This window comes from Rhizobium herbae, from assembly GCF_017873135.1.
In the GTDB taxonomy this organism is placed as follows: domain Bacteria; phylum Pseudomonadota; class Alphaproteobacteria; order Rhizobiales; family Rhizobiaceae; genus Pararhizobium; species Pararhizobium herbae.
Genome location: NZ_JAGGJV010000005.1, coordinates 364,048 through 385,371 on the forward strand (window position 1 = coordinate 364,048; position 21,324 = coordinate 385,371).

At 61.9% G+C, this 21,324-nt stretch carries 22 protein-coding genes; 11 read left to right on the forward strand and 11 right to left on the reverse strand.

All coding sequences use genetic code 11. The features are described 5' to 3' along the window. The first annotated feature begins 23 nt into the window (after positions 1-23). On the forward strand, positions 24-881 hold the full coding sequence (locus tag J2Z75_RS15850) for a metallophosphoesterase (protein WP_209853724.1): 858 nt from the start codon (positions 24-26) through the stop codon (positions 879-881). On the opposite strand, the gene J2Z75_RS15855 is transcribed toward J2Z75_RS15850, so the two are convergent. Next, entirely contained in the window at positions 866-1,201 is a 336-nt protein-coding gene (locus J2Z75_RS15855; RefSeq protein ID WP_209853725.1) for a hypothetical protein, read from the reverse strand. The genes J2Z75_RS15850 and J2Z75_RS15855 overlap by 16 nt on opposite strands. 117 nt (positions 1,202-1,318) lie before the next feature. After that, positions 1,319-2,047, reverse strand: a complete 729-nt coding sequence (locus J2Z75_RS15860; RefSeq protein ID WP_209853726.1) for a helix-turn-helix transcriptional regulator — start codon at positions 2,045-2,047, stop codon at positions 1,319-1,321. Between the two features lie 137 nt (positions 2,048-2,184). Here J2Z75_RS15860 and J2Z75_RS15865 point away from each other — a divergent pair, with 137 nt between their 5' ends. The 4 genes from J2Z75_RS15865 to J2Z75_RS15880 all read left to right on the forward strand — a co-directional run bounded on the left by J2Z75_RS15865 (position 2,185) and on the right by J2Z75_RS15880 (position 5,277). Then, positions 2,185-2,823 (forward strand): LysE family translocator, encoded by a 639-nt coding sequence (locus J2Z75_RS15865; protein ID WP_209853727.1) that lies wholly within the window; start codon positions 2,185-2,187, stop codon positions 2,821-2,823. 196 nt (positions 2,824-3,019) lie between these two features. Further along, positions 3,020-3,457, forward strand: coding sequence for a c-type cytochrome (locus J2Z75_RS15870; protein WP_209853728.1), 438 nt, complete (start codon positions 3,020-3,022; stop codon positions 3,455-3,457). A 91-nt stretch (positions 3,458-3,548) separates the two neighbouring features. Continuing rightward, on the forward strand, positions 3,549-4,484 hold the full coding sequence (locus J2Z75_RS15875) for a c-type cytochrome (RefSeq protein ID WP_209853729.1): 936 nt from the start codon (positions 3,549-3,551) through the stop codon (positions 4,482-4,484). Positions 4,485-4,863: 379 nt separating this feature from the next. After that, positions 4,864-5,277 (forward strand): Imm70 family immunity protein, encoded by a 414-nt coding sequence (locus J2Z75_RS15880; RefSeq protein ID WP_209853730.1) that lies wholly within the window; start codon positions 4,864-4,866, stop codon positions 5,275-5,277. Positions 5,278-5,420: 143 nt separating this feature from the next. Here the strand turns inward: J2Z75_RS15880 and J2Z75_RS15885 are convergent, their stop codons facing one another. Continuing rightward, on the reverse strand, positions 5,421-5,924 hold the full coding sequence (locus J2Z75_RS15885) for a GNAT family N-acetyltransferase (RefSeq protein ID WP_209853731.1): 504 nt from the start codon (positions 5,922-5,924) through the stop codon (positions 5,421-5,423). A 378-nt stretch (positions 5,925-6,302) separates the two neighbouring features. Here J2Z75_RS15885 and bla point away from each other — a divergent pair, with 378 nt between their 5' ends. The 3 genes from bla to dmeF all read left to right on the forward strand — a co-directional run bounded on the left by bla (position 6,303) and on the right by dmeF (position 8,689). Then, positions 6,303-7,184, forward strand: coding sequence for a class A beta-lactamase (gene bla, locus J2Z75_RS15890; protein ID WP_209853732.1), 882 nt, complete (start codon positions 6,303-6,305; stop codon positions 7,182-7,184). A 180-nt stretch (positions 7,185-7,364) separates the two neighbouring features. Then, a complete protein-coding gene (gene dmeR, locus J2Z75_RS15895) occupies positions 7,365-7,637 on the forward strand; it encodes a Ni(II)/Co(II)-sensing transcriptional repressor DmeR (RefSeq protein WP_209853733.1) in 273 nt (90 codons plus the stop codon). A gap of 32 nt (positions 7,638-7,669) precedes the next feature. Then, positions 7,670-8,689, forward strand: a complete 1,020-nt coding sequence (gene dmeF / locus J2Z75_RS15900) for a CDF family Co(II)/Ni(II) efflux transporter DmeF (protein WP_209853734.1) — start codon at positions 7,670-7,672, stop codon at positions 8,687-8,689. Between the two features lie 89 nt (positions 8,690-8,778). On the opposite strand, the gene J2Z75_RS15905 is transcribed toward dmeF, so the two are convergent. Continuing rightward, positions 8,779-9,864: an alkene reductase gene (locus J2Z75_RS15905; protein WP_209853735.1), complete on the reverse strand. Its 1,086-nt coding sequence runs from the start codon at positions 9,862-9,864 to the stop codon at positions 8,779-8,781. 123 nt (positions 9,865-9,987) lie between these two features. Further along, positions 9,988-10,776 carry an SDR family NAD(P)-dependent oxidoreductase gene (locus tag J2Z75_RS15910; protein ID WP_209853736.1) on the reverse strand — a complete coding sequence of 263 codons (789 nt, stop codon included), beginning with the start codon at positions 10,774-10,776 and terminating at the stop codon, positions 9,988-9,990. A 110-nt stretch (positions 10,777-10,886) separates the two neighbouring features. Between J2Z75_RS15910 and J2Z75_RS15915 the strand changes: the two genes are divergently transcribed. After that, a complete protein-coding gene (locus J2Z75_RS15915) occupies positions 10,887-11,465 on the forward strand; it encodes a TetR/AcrR family transcriptional regulator (protein ID WP_209853884.1) in 579 nt (192 codons plus the stop codon). A 210-nt stretch (positions 11,466-11,675) separates the two neighbouring features. Here J2Z75_RS15915 and J2Z75_RS15920 read toward each other — a convergent pair whose 3' ends face one another. Further along, positions 11,676-12,296, reverse strand: a complete 621-nt coding sequence (locus J2Z75_RS15920; RefSeq protein WP_209853737.1) for a hypothetical protein — start codon at positions 12,294-12,296, stop codon at positions 11,676-11,678. 103 nt (positions 12,297-12,399) lie between these two features. Here J2Z75_RS15920 and J2Z75_RS15925 point away from each other — a divergent pair, with 103 nt between their 5' ends. After that, the gene (locus tag J2Z75_RS15925; protein WP_209853738.1) at positions 12,400-13,035 is read left to right on the forward strand and encodes a TetR/AcrR family transcriptional regulator; all 636 of its coding nucleotides are present in this window, start codon (positions 12,400-12,402) and stop codon (positions 13,033-13,035) included. Positions 13,036-13,099: 64 nt separating this feature from the next. On the opposite strand, the gene J2Z75_RS15930 is transcribed toward J2Z75_RS15925, so the two are convergent. Together J2Z75_RS15930 and J2Z75_RS15935 are read right to left on the reverse strand one after the other, a co-directional pair. Next, positions 13,100-15,070 carry an elongation factor G gene (locus J2Z75_RS15930; protein ID WP_209853739.1) on the reverse strand — a complete coding sequence of 657 codons (1,971 nt, stop codon included), beginning with the start codon at positions 15,068-15,070 and terminating at the stop codon, positions 13,100-13,102. A 349-nt stretch (positions 15,071-15,419) separates the two neighbouring features. Then, positions 15,420-17,762, reverse strand: coding sequence for a glucose/quinate/shikimate family membrane-bound PQQ-dependent dehydrogenase (locus tag J2Z75_RS15935; RefSeq protein WP_209853740.1), 2,343 nt, complete (start codon positions 17,760-17,762; stop codon positions 15,420-15,422). Positions 17,763-18,136: 374 nt separating this feature from the next. Here J2Z75_RS15935 and J2Z75_RS15940 point away from each other — a divergent pair, with 374 nt between their 5' ends. Beyond that, complete coding sequence (locus J2Z75_RS15940) at positions 18,137-18,379, forward strand: hypothetical protein (RefSeq protein WP_209853741.1); 243 nt, start codon at positions 18,137-18,139, stop codon at positions 18,377-18,379. Positions 18,380-18,680: 301 nt separating this feature from the next. Here the strand turns inward: J2Z75_RS15940 and J2Z75_RS15945 are convergent, their stop codons facing one another. The 3 genes from J2Z75_RS15945 to J2Z75_RS15955 form a co-directional block, all read right to left on the reverse strand. After that, entirely contained in the window at positions 18,681-20,186 is a 1,506-nt protein-coding gene (locus J2Z75_RS15945; protein ID WP_209853742.1) for a protein adenylyltransferase SelO, read from the reverse strand. A gap of 116 nt (positions 20,187-20,302) precedes the next feature. Then, positions 20,303-20,773, reverse strand: a complete 471-nt coding sequence (locus J2Z75_RS15950) for a hypothetical protein (protein WP_209853743.1) — start codon at positions 20,771-20,773, stop codon at positions 20,303-20,305. Positions 20,774-20,844: 71 nt separating this feature from the next. Continuing rightward, positions 20,845-21,324, reverse strand: coding sequence for a hypothetical protein (locus J2Z75_RS15955; protein WP_209853744.1), 480 nt, complete (start codon positions 21,322-21,324; stop codon positions 20,845-20,847).

A 21,324-nucleotide genomic window follows, 5' to 3' on the forward strand; every position in this document is an offset into this window, starting at 1 on the left:
CAAAGACGCGATAACCACCGCCCATGCCAGAGACATCCTCCCCCATCCTCCGCTTCGGCATTGTCGCCGATCCGCAATATGCAGATATCGAGCCGAATGTCGCGCTCGACCGGTACTATGCCGGAAGCCTTGCCAAGCTCACCGAAGCCGTTTCGGTCTTCAATGCGACGGAACTCGATTTCGTCGTGACGCTTGGTGACGTCATCGACCACGACTGGAAGAGTTTCGACGATATCCTGCCGATCTATGAGACACTGCGGCACAAGCGCCTGTTCCTGCTGGGCAATCACGATTTCGCGGTGCCGCCGCAGCATCTCGGAGACATCCCGGCGCGTCTCGGCATGCCCGGCCGCTACCATGACTTTTCCATCGGCAACTGGCGCTTCGTCATCCTCGACGGCAATGACGTCAGCGTGTTTTCGGCCCCTCCGGGCGATCCGCGCACCGCGCTGGCGGCCGGGCGGCTGCGCGCCCTGCAGGCCAAAGGCGCAATCAACGCCCAACCCTGGAACGGCTCGCTCGGTGACGAACAGTTCGCCTGGCTGTCCGGCGTTCTGGAAAGGGCGGAAGTCGATGGCGAGGCCGTTCTGGTCCTCGGTCACTATCCCGTCTTCCCGCCCAACCAGCACACGATGTGGGACAGCGAGCGGATCATCAATCTGCTCACCGGCTTTGCCTGCTTCAAGGGCTATTTCTGCGGCCACAACCACGACGGCAATTTCGGCGAAGTCGACGGGCGTCCGTTCGTGACCTTCAAGGGCATGGTCGATACCGAGAGCGAGAACACGTTTGCGATCGTGGAGATTTTCGAAGACCGGATCGAGATCGAGGGCTTTGGGCGGGAAGAGAGCAGGGTGCTCCGGCTTCAGGCGTCAACGTAGCCCAGCGCGGCAAACTGCTCCTTGAACCACCAGAAGCCGGCGGCGGTGACGATCACGACCACGGCGAACAGCGCCCAGCCGAGTGGTTTCAGGGTATTGCGTTCGGCATCGCGGTAGTCGAGGCTGGTGCCGAACACGGCGAAAGCCAGCCCGAAAACCATGCAGAATGGCACCATGAAAAAGGCTTTGAGCGAATAGCGCACTTCCGGCGCGCCGGCCTTGGCCGCCTGAAGCGGCTCGTACAGAAAATACCATCCGATGGCCGCCCCCACGGCGAGGATGAACAGGCCGCCGAGGCGATATTTGATGTTCTGGAGCAAGAGAGAATTCTCCAATTGACGTGCAGATTCGCGCAGTCTGACGCATTCCGGCAAGGATTTCATCCGGGATTGCATGCGTTGCCATAACCTGTCGCAAGCGCGGACGGGAAGCAAGGCTCAGGATGGGGCGGGAGCCAAAGGAACGGATTCCGCCTGTGGCGGATTGTTCACCCTCCACCCCCTGATCCACAAATCCCGCAGCCCGTCGCCTTCGCCGCGGAAATGCGCCTCGGCGGCCTCGCAGCTTTCCACCCGGTCGGCGCGGAAATTGCGGATGGCCTGGCGCAACTCGCACCAGCCGACCACCACGGCCGTCGTCGAATAGTAGATCAGCGCCAGCGGCCGGATGGTGCGTTCGCTGGCGCGGCCGAATTCGTCGCGATAGTCGAGCGTGAGCTTGCGTTCGTCGCGGATCGCCCGGCGCACCAGCGCAAGGTCCAGCCCGGAGGGCGGCGGCGCGATGGTGCCCCAGGCATGCAGGGCATTGGCGCGCAGGGCCTGGCGCAACGGCGCGGGCATGGCGCCGGCGATCTTCTGGTTGACGCGCTTGGCGGCGTCCTTCAGTTCCGCGTCGCCGGTGCGCTCCAAAAGCGCCAGCGCCAGCACGATCGCTTCCGTCTCCTCGATCGAGAACATCAGCGGCGGCAGGTCGAAGCCGGGGCGCAGGATATAGCCGATGCCGCGTCCGCCCTCGATCGGCACCCGCATTGCCTGAAGCGCCGCGATATCGCGGTAGATCGAGCGGACCGTCACTTCGAGGGTTTCGGCGATCTGCGCTGCCGTCACCGGCCGCGTCGCCAGCCGGAGAATCTGGATGATCTCGAACAGTCGCGATGCCTTGCGCATGGGCCACCTTTTCGTCACCGGGCGAAACGCTCCTGACAGAACCCTGTCAGTTGGGTGGAGCTATAGCACGTCCGAAAGTGCTTGAAAAACAAGCATTGCGCCGATCGCGGCACTCTCTTGAAAGATGGACAACTGACATGACCTACGCGGAAAACCTCTGGCTCTTCTTCACGCTGCTCTTCGGCATCATCATCGTGCCCGGCATGGACATGGTCTTCGTCATGGCCAATGCGCTGACCGGCGGCCGGGCATCGGGATTGACGGCGACGGCCGGCATCATGGCGGGCGGCGTTTTCCACACGCTCTATGCGGCGCTCGGCGTCGGCTTCCTTTTGCATCTGGTGCCGGAACTGTTCAACGTGCTGCTGCTGGCGGGGGCGGCCTATATCGCCTGGATCGGCTTTTCGTTGGCCCGCAGCAGCATTGCGATTGCCTCGGTCGAGCCGGGCGCGCGGCTGTCGCTCTGGACGAGTTTTCGCCGTGGCGCGCTGACCAGCATTCTCAATCCTAAGGCCTATCTGTTCATGCTGGCCGTCTATCCGCAGTTCCTGAAGCCCCAGTTCGGGCCGCTCTGGTCGCAGGTGCTGATCATGGCGCTCATGATCTCGGCCACGCAGCTTGCCGTCTATGGCAGCCTGGCGCTCGCCGCCGGCCGCAGCCGCGACGTCATCGTCGCCAGCCCGCGCGCCACGGCGATCATCGGCAGGACGGTGGGTGTGGTACTGATCGCGGTGGCGGCGCTGACCGCGTGGCAGGGGTGGACATCATTGGCGTAAAGCGCGCCGTTTTTCATGATGTCCCAAACATGAGTATCTTTATCCTGTTTAATCAGACGGTTGCCGTCCTGAAAATAAATCCATCTCAAAAAAATGTTACTTCCTTCGAAGCGCCAAAATGCAATCATGCCGGCGCATCGATCGAGAGACCCGCTTCGCAAATCCTTGCGGCGTCTCGCCAGAGCTGGAGACTTTGATGAAGTTGAAAATGATACTGACGGCACTCGTGATTGCAGGCTGCGGCGTGAGCGCCGTTATCGCCGCGGATGATCCGGTCAAGATTCGCGAAGGACTGATGAAGCAGATCGGCGGGTCGATGGGCGCGCTTGCTGGCATCGCCAAGGGCGAAAAGCCGTATGATGCGGAAACCGTCAAGACGGCGCTGACGACGATCAGCACCAACATCAAGGCTTTCCCGGACCAGTTCCCGGCCGGATCGGAAGCCAATTCCGAGGCGAGCCCGAAGATCTGGGAAAGCACGGACGACTTCAAGGCCCATGCCGCCAAGCTCGGCGCCGACGCCGATACGGTGCTGGCCCAGCTTCCGGCGGACCAGGCCGGCGTTGGCGCAGCCCTCGGCGTCATCGGCAAGAATTGCGGCGACTGTCATCAGCTCTATCGCGTGAAGAAATAGCGGTAGGGCACACCATTCCAAAAATCCGATCAGGCGTGCGGGCATTTTGCCGGCGCGCCTGATCCCGTATGTTGGACAAGAGGAGATGGCGATGGGCGCACGCGTGCGGAAACTGGTGTCGGCGGTGGTCCTGTTCGGCGTCGTGGCGGGTGGCACCGCCTGGTTCCTGACCAAGCCCGAACCTTGGCCGGCCAGCCATTGGGATGGGCTCGGCGAGCCCGATATCGCCAATGGCGAGCAGGTATTCTGGGCGGGCGGCTGCACCAGCTGTCATGCGGCGCCGAAATCCGAAGGCGATGCCAAGCTCGTCTTGACCGGCGGCTTGCCGCTGAAAAGCCCGTTCGGCACGTTCCATGTCCCGAATATCTCCCCGGATGACACCGCGGGCATCGGCGGCTGGACGCTCGCCGAGTTCGGCGATGCGATGACGCGCGGCGTTGGCAAAAAGGGTGAACACCTTTATCCGTCCTTCCCCTACGGCTCCTATGCCAGGCTGACGCCGAAGGATATCAACGATCTCTGGGGCTTCCTGAAAACCCTGCCGAAGAGCGCCAATGTCGCAGCCCCGCATGATCTGCCGTTCCCGTTCAATATCCGCCTCTCGCTTGGCGGCTGGAAGCTGCTGTTCTTCACCGACAAGCCGCGCGTCACGGTCGACACCAGCAACCCGAAGATCGCTCGCGGCCAGTATCTCGTCGAAGGTCCCGGTCATTGCGGCGAGTGCCACACGCCGCGCAATGCGCTTGGCGGTTTCGAGACGGCTGAGTGGCTGGCAGGCGCCCCCAATCCGGAAGGCGAGGGCCGTATTCCCAACATCACACCGGGCTCGAAAAGCATTGGCGGCTGGAGCGAAAGCGATATCGCCAACTACCTCGAAACCGGTTTCACGCCCGATTTCGATTCTGCCGGCGGCTCGATGGTCGAGGTTCAGCAGAACATGGCCAAACTGCCGGCCAGCGACCGCGAGGCGATCGCGGCGTATTTGAAGGCGGTGCCGGCGAAGGAGTCGCAGGCTACTGAAAGGTGACGCAATTGGAATCGCTTGCGACGCCAAGATGATTTTTCTGGAAACATATTGGCTTTACTGATGGTGTCTGTTTTGCAACAGAGTGCAGTAGCTGATATGCTAAGAATATTTTCGGGCAGGAGCGTGTTTTGGAATTTAGAACGACAAAACGGTATGTCGCCAGAGGAGCGCGACCCGATGCTGAAACAAGCGACAGTATGTATCTGATCAAAAATGTTTCAGAGTTGCGAGCAACATACCAGATACGGCTTCTTCTTTTCCGAGCCATCCAAGAAAACAGAAAGCTCATATTGGACGTTCCCAGAGCTTGTGAGGTGCGCTACGATCTGAAAGCGCTGATTAATGAGCATCATCGTCATATAAAAATGTCGAAGAACTGATGGGGCTATATTTAGCAATTTTTGATGGTGATGAAGAGCTGGACGGGGTTGAGGTAGGAGCATATTCCGACTTTGCTGTATTCCGTGATGCCGTGGTCAACCTTGTTGAAGCAGGACTAGCTGGCTCGAGATGTCCAACATTGATCAATCATTCCGACTGCGATGGTCAATGGACACCCAACGAGGCGATTCGGCTTGAAATCGAGTTGTTGGCGATCAGCGAGCGATTTCGACAGTTGCCTGCACAGCCCCTCGATGGGGAGTGGAAGCCGAAGATAGCCAAGATGTTTGGGCTAATGCCTGCCAACCTTTATGACTGCTTTTTTGACGTGGACGGCGAACCTTTGCTGGAACGCTTGCTCGCATTGACCAAATTGAGCGAAAAGCGGAACTTGCCTATCGTCTTTCAATGAGATCGATCGTAAGCCGTGTCCTAATCGTGCCAAGGGAGCCGCGTCGGAAGCGGTCCGAACTGGCCTTTGAGCCATCCCTATTGTGATGGCATGGCGCATCCTCTCAGACGCGCCCATCGCCGTGGAGTCTCGAAATCCGCCCCTCACGCCAGCGTCTGCAGATACCGCATGCCGGTCACCGGGCCGGGGGTGAAGTTTTCCGATTCGTAGAAGCGGTGCGCCTGGAAATTGCCGGTGGCAGCGCTGACCGAGAGATAGGTGGCGCCGGCCATGCGGGCCTGTTCGCGTGCCTTGGCGACAAGATGCCGGCCGATGCCGGTGCCGCGATGGCCGGGGCGGACGTAGAGGTGGTGCAGTTCCATGCCGCGCGCCCCCTGCTGGGCGCGGTAGAGCGGCACGAGAATGGCGTAGCCGATCAGTTCGCCCGCGGCTTCGGCCACAAGTGCTGTAATCCAGGGCATGCGGCCGAACAGGTCGCGCTCGAGGTTTTCCGGGGTGACTGCGGCGGCATCGCCGTGATGGGCGGCAAGCTCGGCGATCATCTCGCGCAAGGCCGGCAGGTCGCGCTGCTTGGCGGTGCGGATGGTCACCATCGGTGCGCGCGTGGCGGGATGGAGAAGCGGTGTCGGGGTGGTCGTCTGCAGCATGTCGAGGCTCCTTATGGCTTTCCCGCCATCAGGTGCCGTCCAAAAACAAAAGCCGCCTGATGGCGGCTTGTTTGAACGAGATCAGACAGCCGCACCTATGGGAGCAGCGTAAAATACCAACGGGCGATGTTCGCGGTTCTGATCATGGCGGGCAATCTCTCCTTTTCCCGGATTTTGTCAATCGGAAATTCCATGCCTGTTAATTTTTATGGTCGAAACAAGATCCGTGAACGCCGTTTTTCCGGCCAAGACCGGCCACAATCGATGCCTAGGGATGGTCGCCGGCGACGGCCGATGACGTTCAGGAATATCCAATATTGATAATTCCGATCAATGGCTTGCCGGCGCTTTTGGATTCACCTCGGGAGAACTCGTCGCATGCCGTTCACACTCAATCGCAGGTCTTTCATCATCGGATCAAGCCTGCTTCTGCCCGCAGTCGGCTTCAGCGCTGGAACCGCCTTTTCCGCCGAAAACGACATCGACAAACAGCTTGCGGCGCTGGAAAAGCGCACCGGCGGACGCCTCGGCGTCTTCGTTGTCGATACGAAGACCAATGTCTCCTTCGGTCGCCGGCAGGACGAACGCTTCGCCATGTGCTCGACCTTCAAGGCGCTGGCGGCAGCCTTCGTGCTGGCCCGCGTCGACAAGGGGGCGGAAAAGCTTGACCGGCTTGTCCCCGTCTCGAAGGCAGACCTCCTGTTCTATTCGCCCGTCGTGGAACAGCATGTCGGCAAGGGCATGACGGTGCGCGAACTCTGCGATGCGGCCGTCACCTACAGCGACAATGCGGCCGCCAACCTGCTGCTGGCAAGCTTCGGGGGGCCGCCAAGACTGACGGCCTGGCTGCGCGCGATCGGCGACGAGGCCACTCGTCTCGACCGGACGGAGCCGGAGCTCAACGAGGCGAAGATCGGCGATCCGCGCGACACGACGACGCCCGCGGCAATGACGCGGACGCTCGGCAAGCTGATGCTCGAGGATGTGCTGTCACCGGCATCGCGTGATCAGTTCACCGCCTGGCTGGTGGCCAACACAACGGGCGGAAAGCGGCTGAGGGCAGGGCTTCCCAAGGGCTGGACGGTCGGCGAAAAGACCGGCACCAGCGGCCATGGCGAAGCGGGCGACATCGGCTTCATGCGGCCGCGCGCGGACCACACCATCCTGGCGTCGGTTTATATCGCCGAGGCGGAGGGGCCGACCAAGAAATACGAACCGGTCTTTGCCGAGGTCGGCAAACTGATCGCCGCGATGGCGTAAGGCCTCCGCTTCTTCGATGCCATCATGAACGCCAGACACAGCCGGCGCCGGTCCCGTACCGCCGCCGGCTGTGCTGTTTCAGCGGTCCGGCCTGATCCGCACGCAGGCCCGCGGGCCGGTGCCGTCTTGCCGCATTCCGCAAAGGATACTATACCCCCCTATAGTATTAGCGAGATGACCATGTCCCACACCGTTCGCGAGAAGACGAAACTGTTGGCGCGCGTGCGCCGCCTGAAAGGCCAGCTTGAAGCCGTCGAGCGGGCGCTGGAGGTGGAAACGCCCTGCGGCGATATCCTGCAACTGCTCGCGTCCATTCGTGGTGCGCTGAACGGGCTGACGGGGGAGGTGATGGAGGATCATCTGCGCGAACACGTGCTTCTGGCGGAAAGCGACGCGGACCGTTTACGGGCCGTCGATGAACTGTCCGCCGTGCTGCGGACCTATGTGCGTTGAACGACGGGAATTGAACCGCAAAGGATCGGCCAATGCCACTGGCAACAGAAAAACTGGGTCATAATCATGTCTTTCTCGGCGCCGGTCATCAGCGCAACGAGCGCCGCGTCTGGCTGGTCATCGCGCTGACGGCAACGATGATGGTCGCCGAAATCGGTGCCGGCCACCTCTACGGATCAATAGCGCTGGTCGCCGATGGCTGGCACATGTCCACCCATGCTGGCGCCATGCTGATCACGGCGCTTGCCTATCTCTATGCAAGGCGACAGGCCAGCAATCCGCGTTTCACCTTCGGCACCGGCAAGCTGGGCGATCTCGCAGGCTTTGCCAGCGCCATCGTGCTGGCCTTGATCGCCATGCTGATCGGCTGGGAAAGCCTGCTGCGGCTGGCCAATCCGGTCGCGATCAGCTTCTCGCAGGCCATTGCCGTGGCGGTGGCCGGTCTTGCCGTCAATCTCATCTCCGCCTTCCTGCTCAGGGATGATCACCAGCATCACGGGCATTCGCACGCTGGTCATTCCCACCATGGTCACCATGCCAGCGGACACGATCATCACGATCATGGAAACCATGATCACGATCACGGAAGCCACAGCCATCACGACCACGCGGTTCAGTCACGCGGCGCCGACAACAATCTGCGCTCCGCCTATCTGCATGTGATGGCGGACGCGCTGACGTCGGTGCTGGCCATTGTCGCCCTTGTGGCGGCCAGCATCTACGGCTGGCTGTGGCTTGACCCGTTGATGGGCATTGTCGGCGCGCTGGTCATCGCCCATTGGTCATGGGGGCTGATCCGCCAGACCGGCCTGATCCTCATCGACGCCACCGATGCCGTCACCGGCCTGCAAGCGGAAATCCGCCAGCGGATCGAAACGCAGGGTGAAACGATCACCGACCTGCATGTCTGGCAGGTCGGCCCGGGCCACAATGCGGCGATCGTCGCCATTGCCACCAGCAGCCCGCATCCGCCGGCCTTCTACAAAGAAAAGTTGGCAGCGCTTTCCGGCCTGTCGCACCTGACGGTCGAGGTGACGCCGCTTGCGGCATAGGCGCGACGAGAGCCTGGAAGGCGCTCGCTGACGGCGCCTCCCATTCATTGAAGGTGTTGCAAAGGCCGCGCAACGGCGCGGCCGATTTGTCAGCCGTGGTTCGAGACCACGAAGAATGGATAGTCGGTATAGCCTTCGGCACCGCCGCCGTAGAGGGTCGCCGGGTTCACCTCCGTCAGAGGAGCCGCGGTCTTCAGCCTCTCCACGAGATCCGGATTGGCAATGAATGGCCGGCCAAACGAAAAGAGATCAGCCTCGCCGTTCGCCAAGCGCGACGTCGCCAGTTCCCGGTTGTAGCCGCCGTTGGCAATGTAGGTATTTGCGAATTTGGCCTTCAGCTCTGCGTAATTGAAGGCAGCAGCCTCATGCGGTCCGCCTCGTCCGCCTTCGACGACATGAAGGTAGGCGATACCCATCTGGCCGAGTTTCTCGGCGATGTAGTTGAATTGCGCCTGCGGATCGGTCGAGGTGATACTGTTGACCGGTGAAATCCGGACACCCGTACGCTCGGCTCCAACCTCTAAAGCCACGGCGGCCGCGACCTCGAGTATCATCCGCGCACGATTTTCAATCGAGCCGCCATAGGCGTCGGAGCGTGTGTTCGAACCGTCCTTGGCAAACTGTTCCAGCAGATAGCCGTTGGCACCATGGACTTCGACACCATCGAAGCCTGCAGCAATCGCGTTGGCGGCGCCGCGACGAAAATCTGCGATAATGCCCTGGATTTCGTCATGTTCGAGCGCGCGAGGTTCGGAGACATCGACGAACGCATTGTTGACGAAGACTTTGGTCTCCGGCTTGATGGCGGAGGGTGCGACCGGCGCTTGCCCGTTCGGCTGCAGGTCCACATGCGACACACGTCCTACATGCCAGAGCTGCAAAAAGATGTGCCCGCCTCTGGAATGCACTGCGTCGGTCACTTTTCGCCAACCGTCGATCTGGGCTTGCGTATAGATACCCGGCGTATCCTGATAGCCTTGCCCTTGCTGCGAAATCTGTGCGCCTTCCGTTATGATCAAGCCCGCGGCGGCGCGCTGGGAATAGTACTCCACCGCGAGTTCGCGGGGTACGAATCCGGAGCCGGCTCTGTTGCGGGTCAAAGGCGCCATGACGATTCGGTTCGCCAGCGTCAGGCTCCCGAAGGTGTAGGGTTCAAAAAGTGCGTTGTCAGTCATTTGGTTTCTTTCGTCCGGATTTCAGGGTTCTCTGTCGTGTCTCGGAGTTTCGCGCCGGAACCCGGCACAGGCCGGCCTTTGCGGCACGGCCCATGTCGGTGACGGCGCGTTCTACGAGAGGCGTTACGAGGCCGAGCGATAACGTTCTGCCGCGTGGACCTGCGCAAAGCCCGGGATCATCGCCTGGCGTGCGGTCTGATAGGCATCCCATTGGGCCGCATCGTGCAGCGGCGGGATGGTGACCGGCTCGCGCTTGTCGAAGCCTGCCAAGGCTGCGTCCACGAGTTCGCCCACTTCCATCACAGCCGGGAGCGTGTTGACGTCGATACCGACAAGCTCCCAGAGCTCCGTCCGGGTCGCCGCCGGTAGCACTGCCTGTACGTAGATCCCCTTGGGACCGAGTTCGAGGCTAAGACCCTGTGAGAGGAACGTCACAAACGCCTTGGTGGCGCCGTAGACCGACATTCCGAATTCCGGGGCAAGCCCGACGACCGAGGAGACGTTGATGATCGCGCCGGAGCCCGCCTTGATGAACCGTGGCGCGACGGCACCGGCGAGGCGGGCAACAGCCGTTGCATTGAGCGCGATAAGCTGGGTGATATCACTGGCAGCCTGATCGACAAATGTCCCTGCCAGGCTCGCACCGGCATTGTTGACCAGGATCCCGATGCGATCATCGTCGCGCAGACGCGTTTCCACAGCTGCAAGATCATCGGCGTTCGTGACATCGGCCTGCAGGACATCGACGGAAACGCCATGTTCCTTGCGGAGCTGTTCCGAGAGAACCTCCAGTCTTGCCTTGTTGCGGGCGACCAGGACGAGATCATGCCCGCGTCGGGCAAAACGTTCTGCATATGCAGCGCCGATACCTGCGGAAGCACCGGTGATGAGGACGGTTGAAGTTTCAGTCATTCTCTTGCTCTCTTTCGAATAAGCGCTATATTCATGATAGCGATAATGATTGCGAGCTAAAGATGATCGCCATCATGAAAAAGTCAATGGCAAGGATGGAGAAATCTGAAATGAAGGTCAGCCGCGAACAGATGGCCGAAAACCGCCGGAGAATCCTGGAGGCCGCAAGCCGGTTGTTTCGGGAAAAGGGGTTTGAGGCCGTCGGCGTCGCAGAGATCATGAAGGCTTTGGGACTGACGCATGGCGGCTTCTACGGTCATTTCAGCTCGAAGGATGACCTCATCGTGCAGGCGCTCGCTCACGCGGTGGGCGAACGCAACGGCGCGACACTTTCGCTTCCCGCATACCTGGAGGAGTATCTGTCACCGCGCCACCGCGACAACAGGGCGGGTGGTTGTCCGATCTCCGGGCTTGCCGCCGACACGCTGCGCCAGGCGCCGGAGGCCCGTGCGGCGGTCACGGATGGCGTGCGAGTACAACTGGACTGGATGAGTGAGAAGTTTCCCGAGGCGACCGAGGCCGACCGGCGGCGCCGGGCGATCGGAAGCTGGTCCGCGATGGTCGGGGCAACGATTCTGGCGCGGGTGATGGTTGATCCCGTCTTGTCGGAGGAGATCTTGACGGAGACCCTGGCCTGGATCAATGACGGACCCGGCCAGCAGGCTCCCGCACTTTCAGAACCTCAATGAGGAGCCCGTGCGGCCGGTTTCCGCGCCTCGCCGCCGCAGCGTTGTCATGCCGGCTTCGAAACCGATCCGCGTCGGCGTGCCAGGCGCGGGCAGACATGCGCTGGCATCGAAACCCTGCCCGCACGCTTTAGACTGAATCGGACGAGGTGACGCCGCTTGCGGCATAGGCGCAACGGGAGCGGGGTTCCGGATTTTCGCGTGAGGCAGCGCTCAAGCCGTCTGCTGGATGACGGCAGTCTTTCGCCGCCACGCGGCGAGCCGAATGAGCAGAGCCAGCACGACGACGCCCACCGGCAGCCAGTAAATAGGGCTGATGACGATCCGTTTCCCGAAATTGAGCGCGAAGGACATCCATATGTACCAGGCTCCCACAGTGTGCAGCCAGCCCCAGGTCCGGGGACCGACAAGCGCGGCCGTTCTGTCGAACGATGTCAGTGTCATCAAGACGATGAAGAGATAAGCCAGCCCGCCGGCAACGAAGGCAACGATATTGGTGAGTTGCATGAACACCAGATAATCGAGCCGGGAGAGCGCAATAATCGCTCCGGCATGGATAAAATGCGATGCCGCGAAAGACACGCCGATATAGCGCCGGTTTTCCCTGAGCCACCGCGTGGCGGCGGATGGCGCCAGCAGCCGCAGCGACGAAGCCGTAAACGCAAGCAGGAAGAGAACAGCCGATGTCCAGGCGGTCAGTCGGATGACTGACCGTGCGCCCTCCACGGGTGCCGGAGCCATAAGGGCGGCTGCCGCTGCCGCCGCGAGCAGAGCGGTTGAGATGAGAGCGGTCAGGCGCCAGCCATTGACGAGCGAGATTCGGTTTGTGAGCATCGGCATCTCCTTTGTGTAATCAGTGATTACATTGCTATCTTGGGAAGGTCAAGGGAATTTAATCAGTGATTACATTCGGCGGGCGTTCTGCTATCACGGGATCATGACATCCGAATCCCAAACGGCTCGCGCCGGCTATCATCATGGCAATCTCACCGAAGTCCTTCTTGAGGCGGCGATCGCGCTGATCGAGGAGAAGGGTGTTGATGCCCTGTCGGTGCGCGAGGTCGCCAAGCGATCGGGCGTGTCGCCCGGTGCTCCGTTCCGGCATTTCAGCAGCAAGACCGCGCTTCTGACGGCCGTCGCGGAACAGGCGATGGGGAGGCTGACCGCCGCGGTTCGCGCTGAAATGAGCAAGGCCGGCGATGCCGATCCCATCGAAGCCCTGCGCGCGATCGGGCGTGGTTATCTGGCCTGGGCGCTCTCCAATCCCACCCATTTCCAGGTTATCAGCTCAAGGTCATTGATCGACTTTCACGCATCGCCCCGCCTGGTTGAGGAAAACGAGGCAATCCGTATCGTCATGGTCGATCTGATCGCCCGGGCGCAGCGCGAAGGACGACTGCGACCGGGCATCGTGCCTGCCGATCTGGTCTTCTCGTCGCGCGCCTTCATCTATGGCGTTGCGCGCATGTGGATCGACGGCCATTTCAAGGAATGGCACGTCGAAAGGCCGGCTCCTGAGGCAATGGAGTCTGCGCTCGACTTGTTCATCAAAATGATTGACGCCAAGCCATAGATGCGAAGGGAACATCCGCCGGGCGGCCGGCAGGTTACACCGCCGGCCTTTCCCGATTTCGCTGCTAACCTCTCGCCGGACTAAGTCCGGCGAGGTTTCGACGCATGCGCAGCAGATATTCGGTTTGATTGAACGGATCGGCACCCGAGCGCGGGCGAAAACGCTGCGGGCCATGCATGGGCGCATAATGATCGAAGGACGCTTCCATCGTCGCCATGCCGCTCGTCAGCCCCGGCAGTTGCTGCTGGATGCCCTGGATCATCGCAGATGCGACGGTACCTTCCAGCCTGACCACGCCACCGGAAATCACCGAATTCGTCGTCGAGACGCCGGATTTCGCAAGCAGGGTAAGCAAGCCGTTCACTGCCTCTGCGGGCGCTTCGAGGTAAAGGCGGTCGATGGGCTCGCAGATGACGGTTTGGGCGGCCGATAGAGCGGTTGCCAATACCAGGGGTGTCAACTGCCGGAAATCGGCCGCCGTACTCGCCGGAGACGTTTGCCCGGCGGCGATCATCGCCACATGGCAATCGATGACCTGCCAGCCGAAAAAACCTTGCTTCAGCGTTTCGAAGACGGTTTCCTCGACTGCCCGATAAAAGCTTGCGGGCATCTGGCCGGTATCCACTTCCAGGGCGAAGCTGTTGCCCGTGCCTTCCGGTCGCGGTTCGACGCGCAGTCCGACCGTCGCGAGAAATGGGTTAGGCTCCCTGAAAATGGTTTGAAGGCCGGTCCCGGTCCCGGCGAGCCTTTCCACGCAGATGACCGTACTCTCCTCGAAGGTCGCCTCAAGATCGAAGTCCGTCAGCAAGGTCGATTGGATGACCTCTTTCTGTACCTCGCCATAGAGCGACACGAAGACGTCGCTGGCGTCCTCGTTCCTGCGCAGATTGATCAGGGGGTCCTGTTCGGCCAACTGGTTCAGTGCCAGCCAGAGCGCCGCATCGTCGGAGGGGCGACGGGAAAGGACGCGGGTTTCAAGGGTGGGCGGGGCAAAGTGGGACCTGCCGCCCGAGCCTGAATCGGTGCCCACGACATCCCCGATCCGGGCGTGGCTGAGGCCGCTGACGCGCGCGATCTGCCCGGCGCGCAAGGCTGTAGCACTGTGAACCCGGCCAGCCTCGAAAACCTGGATCCCGGTTACCCTTGCCGGGCCTTTCGGCAAGTCCAGATATTGCCGGAGCTGGATGGTACCTGAAGTCAGGTACAGATAGGACAGCTTGTCGCCGCCCCATCCGCGTTCGATCTTGAAGATTGTCCCGGCAACCGGGCCATCCGGGTCGAGGCGGCGGCGGGGCATGAGCGTCGTTATGGCCGCTGTCAGGGCAGGCACGCCGACGCCGGTGGTCGCGGCTCCTGCAAATGCCGGATGCACCAGGCCCCTGGCGATCTGATCGGCCAAGGGACGTCGAAGCCTTTCGGTGGTCAGGCGATCGGGTGAGAGGACATAATCGTCCAGCAGAGCCTCGTCGTTTTCCGCCAGTGTTTCACACAAGGCTGCAAAAAGCGGTTCGCGTCCCGGATCGAGTGCCTCCACCTGCGCAAGCTTGCTGCCGGCATCGTTAACGGCCGACATGGCAATGGGGCGAACCGGCAGTTGGTTGCCAATGGCCTCCAGCACCGCGTCATATCGCGCGCCGAGACGATCGACCTTGTTGATGAAGAAGACGAAGGGAACGGCAAGACGTTGCAACGCCCGCACCAGCACCCGCGTCTGGGCCTGCACGCCCTCGACCGCCGAAACAACGACCACCGCCGCGTCCAGCAATCCCAGCACCCGTTCGACTTCGGCGATGAAGTCGGGGTGACCGGGCGTATCGATGAGATTGACGACCGTATCGCCGATCGTGAAAGACACGACGGCGGCCCTGATCGTGATGCCGCGTTGCCGTTCGAGTTCGAGACTGTCCGTCTGCGTGCTGCCGGTATCGACGCTGCCGAGCTTTTCGATGACGCCGGCGTCAAACAGCAGTCGTTCTGTAAGGCTAGTCTTTCCTGCATCCACATGGGCCAGGATGCCCAGATTCAAAGTGCGCATGGTTCCTCGATTTCTCAGAATTTCGAATGTGATTTTCGTGAGAAATGAGTCGGCGCATTGGAACCTCTACCCGTTGATGGCTATGGCTATGCATCACCCCCGTGTCGTTTTGGAGAGACGCAAGCCGGACTCTAAAGGCGTACCGGAAGATATGTCAACCACCGCCATATCGCGGCTTTGCGGTTGAAAACGGAGGAAACGGCTGTCGCAAAATAATGTCCATCACTGGAACGCCAATAAAGAAAGCCACCCACAACGCATGGTGTGAGTGGCTTCAACCGTCCTGTTTCGCATGCGATCATGGTCCGGCCGGTCGCCCCGCCGGACCTTTGTCGCCATTGCCGCAGCGTTATTTCGGCAGCGTATAGGCGATCACGTAATCCCCCGGCTTGGTGCCGACGGAACCATGGCCACCGGCAACGATCAGGACGAACTGCTTGCCGTCATCCGTCGCATAGCTCATCGGCGTCGACTGGCCACCGGCGGGCAGCCGACCTTCCCAGAGTACCTTGCCCGTGGTCAGGTCGTAGGCACGCAGATAGTTGTCGACCGCCGCTCCGAGGAAGGCGACGCCGCCCTTGGTGATCATCGGCCCGCCGATGCCGGGCACGCCGACCTTGAAGGGCAGGGGCAGCGGCGTCATGTCGTGGACGGTGCCGTTCCTGTGCTTGTAGGCGGTGGCACCGGTCTTCAGATCCACACCTGCGACATAGCCCCATGGCGGCGCCTGGCAGGGAATGCCGAGGGGGCCGAGGAAGGGGCCCATGAAGACGCCGTAAGGAGCGCCGTCATTGCGGTTGAGCCCCTGTTCGGAACCCTTCTCGTCCTGCCCCTTGGCCGGGATCTGGTCGCGCGGCACGAGCCTGGAGGTGAAGGCCAGATAGGTCGGCATGCCGAACATCACCTGCCGCTCCGGATCGACGGCAACGGAGCCCCAGTTGAAGGTGCCGAAATTGCCGGGATAGATCAGGCTGCCTTCCAGCGACGGCGGCGTATAGCGGCCTTCATATTTCAGCCGCTTGAAGTCGATCCGGCAGGCGAGCTGGTCGAACATCGTCACGCCCCACATGTTCTTGTCCGTCAGCGGCGGCGGCGAGAAGGTGAGGTCGGAGATCGGCTGCGTCGGCGCGGTGAAATCCTCGGGGATTGCGCCGGTCGGGGCAGGGATTTCCTTGATCGGGATGATCGGCTCGCCGGTCCTGCGGTCAAGCACGTAGAGATCTCCCTGCTTGGTCGGCCCGACGAGCGCTGGAACCGGCTGGCCGTCCTTGCTGGTGATGTCGAGCAGCACCGGCTGGGCCGGAACGTCCATGTCCCAGAGATCGTGATGCACGGTCTGGCGCACCCAGCGCACGGCGCCGGTGGAAAGGTCGAGCGCGACGATCGAGGAAGAGTATTTCTCGACATTTTCGCTGCGGCCGATGCCGAGCTGGTCGGGCACCTGGTTGCCGAGCGGAATGTAGACCAGCCCGAGTTTCTCGTCGACGCTGGAAACGGACCAGCTGTTCGGCGAATTGGTCGTGTAGGTCTGGCCTTCCGGCAGCGGCGTCGTCACGTCCGGATTGCCTGAGTCCCAATTCCACACCAGCGCGCCGGTATTGACGTCGAAGGCGCGGATGACGCCGGACTGTTCCTGCGTCGAGTAGTTGTCGTTGACGGCACCGCCGACAATGATCTTGCCCGCCGCGATCACCGGTGGCGATGTCGAGTAGTAATAGCCGGCCGGATTGTATTTCATGCCGGTTTCAAGATGCAGCGTGCCCTTGTCGGCGAAGTTGGTGCAAACCTGGCCGTTGGCCGCGTCGAGCGCGATCAGGCGGGCGTCCGAGGTCGGCAGGTAGACGCGTTCAGCGCAAGGGGCGCCGGCAACGGCAGCTGGATCGGCATAATAGCTGACGCCGCGGCAGGTCTGGTGCTGCCGGTCCGGGTTCATGCCGGAATTGGAATCGTATTTCCACTTTTCCTTGCCGGTGGCGGCATCCAGAGCGATTGCCCAGTTGTGCGGCGTGCAGAGATAGAGCGTGTCCTTCACCTTCAGTGGCGTCACCTGGTAGGTGGTCTCGCCGACGTCATCCGGCTTCTTCACGTCGCCGGTCTGGTATTGCCAGGCGACCTCCAGCGTGCCGACATTTTCGGGCGTGATCTGGGCGAGCGGCGAATAGCGCTGGCCATAGGGCGTGCGGCCATACTGGTGCCAGTCTCCGTCAGGCACATTGCCGCCGAGGTCGGGGGCCGCGGCCGTCGTGCCGACCGGCAGCTGGCCGGCCAGATCGAGCGGATCCTGGGTCATCGAATATCCGGCCACGACGATCGAGGCGAGGACCGCGAGAGAAAGCGGCAGGGCGCTGGCCGTATAGACCTGACCGGTCGGGCTGGTAAAGCCGAGGCCGCGGCGGATGGCCGGCAGGAGCAGAAATAGGCCGAGCAGGATGATGACGCCGCCTCGGGGGCCGAGCTGCCACCAGTCGAAGCCGACCTCCCAGATCGCCCAGCCGAGCGTGCCGAGAATGACAAGCGCATAGACCGTCAGCGCCGCACCGCGTCGCGCAAACAAAAGGAACGCGGTGACGAGAAAGCCGATGCCGGCAAACAGATAGTACCAGCTGCCGCCAAGCACGATGAGCCAAAGCCCGCCGCCGCCGAGCGCCAGCCCGATCAATGCGAAGACGGCGGCCGTCAAGAAAATCAACATGAAGTATCTCCCGTTGTGGAAAGCCGCGCGCCACGAGCGGTCTCGCTTCCGGCGCTGCGGCACTGGGGTCCAAGGCCTCAGGGAAAGGCATTCCGGTTTGCAGGCTGGCCATCGCGCCGGATGGTTTCTCCGCGCGGTGGGCCTCTGTCGGGTGCACGGCGGCAGGAAACGGGTTCAATCACCGCGCGCAACGGGATGGAACATAACGCAACGTCCCTGCCTTTCAATGGCCACATTTCGGCACAGCTATCGAAATTATGCATGGCAGGCAGGCGTTTATAGCGAAGCGGGCCAGGGCCCAACTGCGAAAGGATTTCGGCCGGGCGCCGAAATAGGATAATCGATCGGCACACTGAATCACAACGAGGCCGGAAATGAAGAAATTGCTGACTGTCCTGCTGGTCTCCGTCGCCGCCGTCATCGCCGTTATCGGCGGGCGCTGGCTGCTCTATGTCACCAATACCAGCGATCCGCTGGACGAAGTCGGCATCGAGCTGAACAGCCGCATGCCGGAGCCGCTGCGCCAATGGGGCTGCGCGCAGCTGAAGTCGAATTTCGCCGAGCGCCTGCCGCCCTATGGCTGTGCAGCGGCGGACGGCAGCGGTGATTGGCAATAAGGTCGAAAGCGGTATCGCCGATACCGCCACCAGACTGCTGACAACCCCCGGAACGTCTTGGTGACCCATGTGGCACCGCACTCTCCGTCCTCCCCGCCCTTGTGGCGGGGATACAGCGACCCGACGTCCGTAGGGTCAAAGGACTCCTTTCGCCCAAAGACTTGAGCGGCTGGATCCCTGTGACGAGCACAGGGAAGACGGAGGATGGGGAGCGCCTTTCACACGGTTGACAGTCATCGTATGTGGCAAAAAATAGGTTTGTCAGCAGTCTGACGGCGGTATCGTCGAGATCGCCGTTTCTTCAGGTCCCGCAAAACGTCCGCAGCACCCGCTCGTCGGGAAGCGGCGGCTCGGCCAGGGGCGCGAACGCCGGCTGGTCCTCGTAGGGCTTTGCCAGCACCTCGAGCAGTGCCTCGAACAGCGAGAAATCGCCGTCGTCCTCGGCGGCGCGGATCGCCTGCTCGATGCGGTGGTTGCGCGGGATGAAGGCCGGATTGACGGTGCGCATCGCGGCCGCCGTCTGCGCATCCGAAAGGGTTTCGCGGCCGGTGCGCTCCCGCCAGGCCAAGAGCCAGGCATCGATATCGGTGGGATCGGCGAAGAGTTCGCGAAGCGGCCCATCGTTCGCATCGTTTTCAGCCGCATCGCAAAGCCTGCGAAACGTCAGGGTGAAATCGGCTTCGTTGCGGTGCATGGCGGTCAACAGACCCTGAACGAGATCGAGGTCGCCGTCTTCTTCGGCGTAAAGCCCGATCTTGGCCTTCATGCCGGCGAGCCAATGATTCTGGAATTGCGGCCCGTAACCGGCGATCGCGTCATTGGCGAGATTGACGGCCTCCGACGGTTCGGGGCAGATGAGCGGCAGCAGCGTTTCGGCCAGCCGCGCCATGTTCCACTGGCCGATCGCCGGCTGGCTGCCATAGGCATAGCGTCCGCCGCGATCGATCGAGGAAAACACCTTGGCCGGATCATAGGCATCGAGGAAGGCGCAGGGGCCGAAATCGATGGTTTCGCCGGACACCGCGCAATTGTCGGTGTTCATCACGCCATGGATGAAGCCGACGCAAAGCCAGCGCGCGATCAGCGAAGCCTGCCGCTCGACCACGGCCTTCAACAATTCCAGATAGGGGCGTTCGCCGTCCTTGATTTCCGGATAATGCCGGTCGATGACATAGTCGGCCAGTGTCTTCAGACCTTCGGTATCGCCGCGGGCCGCCAGGAACTGGAACGTGCCGACGCGGATATGGCTGGCGGCCACCCGCGTGATGACGCCGCCGGGCAGCACATGCTCGCGGTAGACCGGATCGCCGGTGACGACAGCCGCCAGCGCCCGCGTCGCCGGAATGCCGAGCGCAAACATCGCCTCGCTGACGATATATTCGCGCAGCACCGGGCCGAGCGCCGCCCGTCCGTCGCCGCGCCGCGAATAGGGCGTCTTGCCGGCCCCCTTCAGCTGGATATCGCGGCGCTTGCCGTTCCTGTCGATCACCTCGCCGAGCAGGATCGCCCGCCCGTCGCCAAGCAGCGGCACGAACTGGCCGAACTGATGGCCCGCATAGGCCATGCCCAGCGGCTGCGCGCCCTCTGGAACAGTGTTGCCGGAAAAGATCGCCGCGCCCTCGCGCTCCAGCGCATCGGCATCCAGCCCAAGCTCGTCGGCCAGCGGACGGTTGAACGTGATCAGCCAGGGCTCGGAAACGGGGGTCGGATCGGCGCTCGCATGAAAATGCGCCGGCAGCCGGGCGTAGCTGTTATCGAAAGGGATGGCGGCGGCGTGAGCCGGTTTTTCGCGGGCAGGTGATGTCATGCCTACAAGGTAAGGGCGCAATCGATCTGCGGCAAGGGCGTTGCGACCGCCGCATAGGCCGCGCTAAGCGTGTTGACGCAATTGCCCAAACGGACATTCAATCAAACAAAAAGCCCTCACGCCTTTAACTCAGCTCCAGCAGTCTCGGCCTGCGCCGTGCCGCCGTTCTCCGGGATTTCCAGCTGCCGCTTGATCGCTTCCTTGATTTCCGCCTCGATGGCGGCGCGCGCGTCGGCGTCCATGGCCTGCAAGTCCTCTTCCGTCAGGTCCTTGTCGGCGAGAAGCTGCGCCCGGATCTTCTCGGCCAGCGACATATCAGACCATTCCATGAATTCGTCGGCCGCGCTGCTTTCCTTCGGCGCTTCGCTGATCGCGCCGGTGTCGCTTTCCAGCTTGTCGGCCATCGACAGCCACAGCGCCGAAGACAGCGACGCGGAGGATCCCGATCCGCTGATGGAGACGGTCGGCGCCTGCGTGCGCTGGCTGCCGCTGTCGGCATCGAGTGAGAGGCTGGCGGACGCTGCGCCGGAGGTTTGGCCGCTGCTTTGCGCGCGATAATAGTTGCTGATGCTGTCGCCGATTTTCATGCCGATTCTCCCTGCACGGTTGCAGGGAGAATTAAGGCGTGGGACGTGTGCGGGGCTTGCAGATGGTAGGCTCAGCCCACCGTCTCGATGATGATGTCGGGAATACTTGAGGAGACGATCTCGACGCAGTCGTTCGCCGTGGCAATGACATAAACCCAGCCGTCCGTTTGGAAGAAGGCCATCGGGCTCTCCTCGCACCAGAGATGGTTGCGGACGCGAAAGCTGGTTCTGGCCGGTCTGCTACCCAGTTCCCTGGTCTTGTGCCACAATTGCATGAGGCCGATTTCGTCCATGACCCGGAACGCTGCGACGGACTCGAAACAAACCCTGTAGACAATGTCGCAATACGCGTCACACAGACGGATCGTCAAAGCATATTGCCCACCATCCTTGAAGAGAGACAGCGGACGAACTTGCCGGGCTGCGTCAGGCAGGAGCCTGTCCGGCGCGTAACCGACCTCGACGACAAGGACATCCGATCCGGAGAACGGGGTTACCCATTCTCCGAATTCAAAAGTTCCGTCCCCATAAAGCGTCGGGTCTGCCCCCAC

What these genes read in the sequence shown, in the direction of transcription:
- J2Z75_RS15920 (WP_209853737.1), bottom strand. Translation starts at nt 12,296, where the DNA reads ATGCTCACAAACCGAATCTCGCTCGTCAATGGCTGGCGCCTGACCGCT.
- J2Z75_RS15930 (WP_209853739.1), bottom strand. Translation starts at nt 15,070, where the DNA reads ATGCGCACTTTGAATCTGGGCATCCTGGCCCATGTGGATGCAGGAAAG.
- J2Z75_RS15860 (WP_209853726.1), bottom strand. Translation starts at nt 2,047, where the DNA reads ATGCGCAAGGCATCGCGACTGTTCGAGATCATCCAGATTCTCCGGCTG.
- J2Z75_RS15950 (WP_209853743.1), bottom strand. Translation starts at nt 20,773, where the DNA reads ATGAAAATCGGCGACAGCATCAGCAACTATTATCGCGCGCAAAGCAGC.
- dmeR (WP_209853733.1), top strand. Translation starts at nt 7,365, where the DNA reads ATGTCCCACACCGTTCGCGAGAAGACGAAACTGTTGGCGCGCGTGCGC.
- dmeF (WP_209853734.1), top strand. Translation starts at nt 7,670, where the DNA reads ATGCCACTGGCAACAGAAAAACTGGGTCATAATCATGTCTTTCTCGGC.
- J2Z75_RS15865 (WP_209853727.1), top strand. Translation starts at nt 2,185, where the DNA reads ATGACCTACGCGGAAAACCTCTGGCTCTTCTTCACGCTGCTCTTCGGC.
- J2Z75_RS15880 (WP_209853730.1), top strand. Translation starts at nt 4,864, where the DNA reads ATGGGGCTATATTTAGCAATTTTTGATGGTGATGAAGAGCTGGACGGG.
- J2Z75_RS15910 (WP_209853736.1), bottom strand. Translation starts at nt 10,776, where the DNA reads ATGACTGAAACTTCAACCGTCCTCATCACCGGTGCTTCCGCAGGTATC.
- J2Z75_RS15885 (WP_209853731.1), bottom strand. Translation starts at nt 5,924, where the DNA reads ATGCTGCAGACGACCACCCCGACACCGCTTCTCCATCCCGCCACGCGC.
- J2Z75_RS15915 (WP_209853884.1), top strand. Translation starts at nt 10,887, where the DNA reads ATGAAGGTCAGCCGCGAACAGATGGCCGAAAACCGCCGGAGAATCCTG.
- J2Z75_RS15925 (WP_209853738.1), top strand. Translation starts at nt 12,400, where the DNA reads ATGACATCCGAATCCCAAACGGCTCGCGCCGGCTATCATCATGGCAAT.
- J2Z75_RS15940 (WP_209853741.1), top strand. Translation starts at nt 18,137, where the DNA reads ATGAAGAAATTGCTGACTGTCCTGCTGGTCTCCGTCGCCGCCGTCATC.
- bla (WP_209853732.1), top strand. Translation starts at nt 6,303, where the DNA reads ATGCCGTTCACACTCAATCGCAGGTCTTTCATCATCGGATCAAGCCTG.
- J2Z75_RS15850 (WP_209853724.1), top strand. Translation starts at nt 24, where the DNA reads ATGCCAGAGACATCCTCCCCCATCCTCCGCTTCGGCATTGTCGCCGAT.
- J2Z75_RS15875 (WP_209853729.1), top strand. Translation starts at nt 3,549, where the DNA reads ATGGGCGCACGCGTGCGGAAACTGGTGTCGGCGGTGGTCCTGTTCGGC.
- J2Z75_RS15935 (WP_209853740.1), bottom strand. Translation starts at nt 17,762, where the DNA reads ATGTTGATTTTCTTGACGGCCGCCGTCTTCGCATTGATCGGGCTGGCG.
- J2Z75_RS15905 (WP_209853735.1), bottom strand. Translation starts at nt 9,864, where the DNA reads ATGACTGACAACGCACTTTTTGAACCCTACACCTTCGGGAGCCTGACG.
- J2Z75_RS15870 (WP_209853728.1), top strand. Translation starts at nt 3,020, where the DNA reads ATGAAGTTGAAAATGATACTGACGGCACTCGTGATTGCAGGCTGCGGC.
- J2Z75_RS15945 (WP_209853742.1), bottom strand. Translation starts at nt 20,186, where the DNA reads ATGACATCACCTGCCCGCGAAAAACCGGCTCACGCCGCCGCCATCCCT.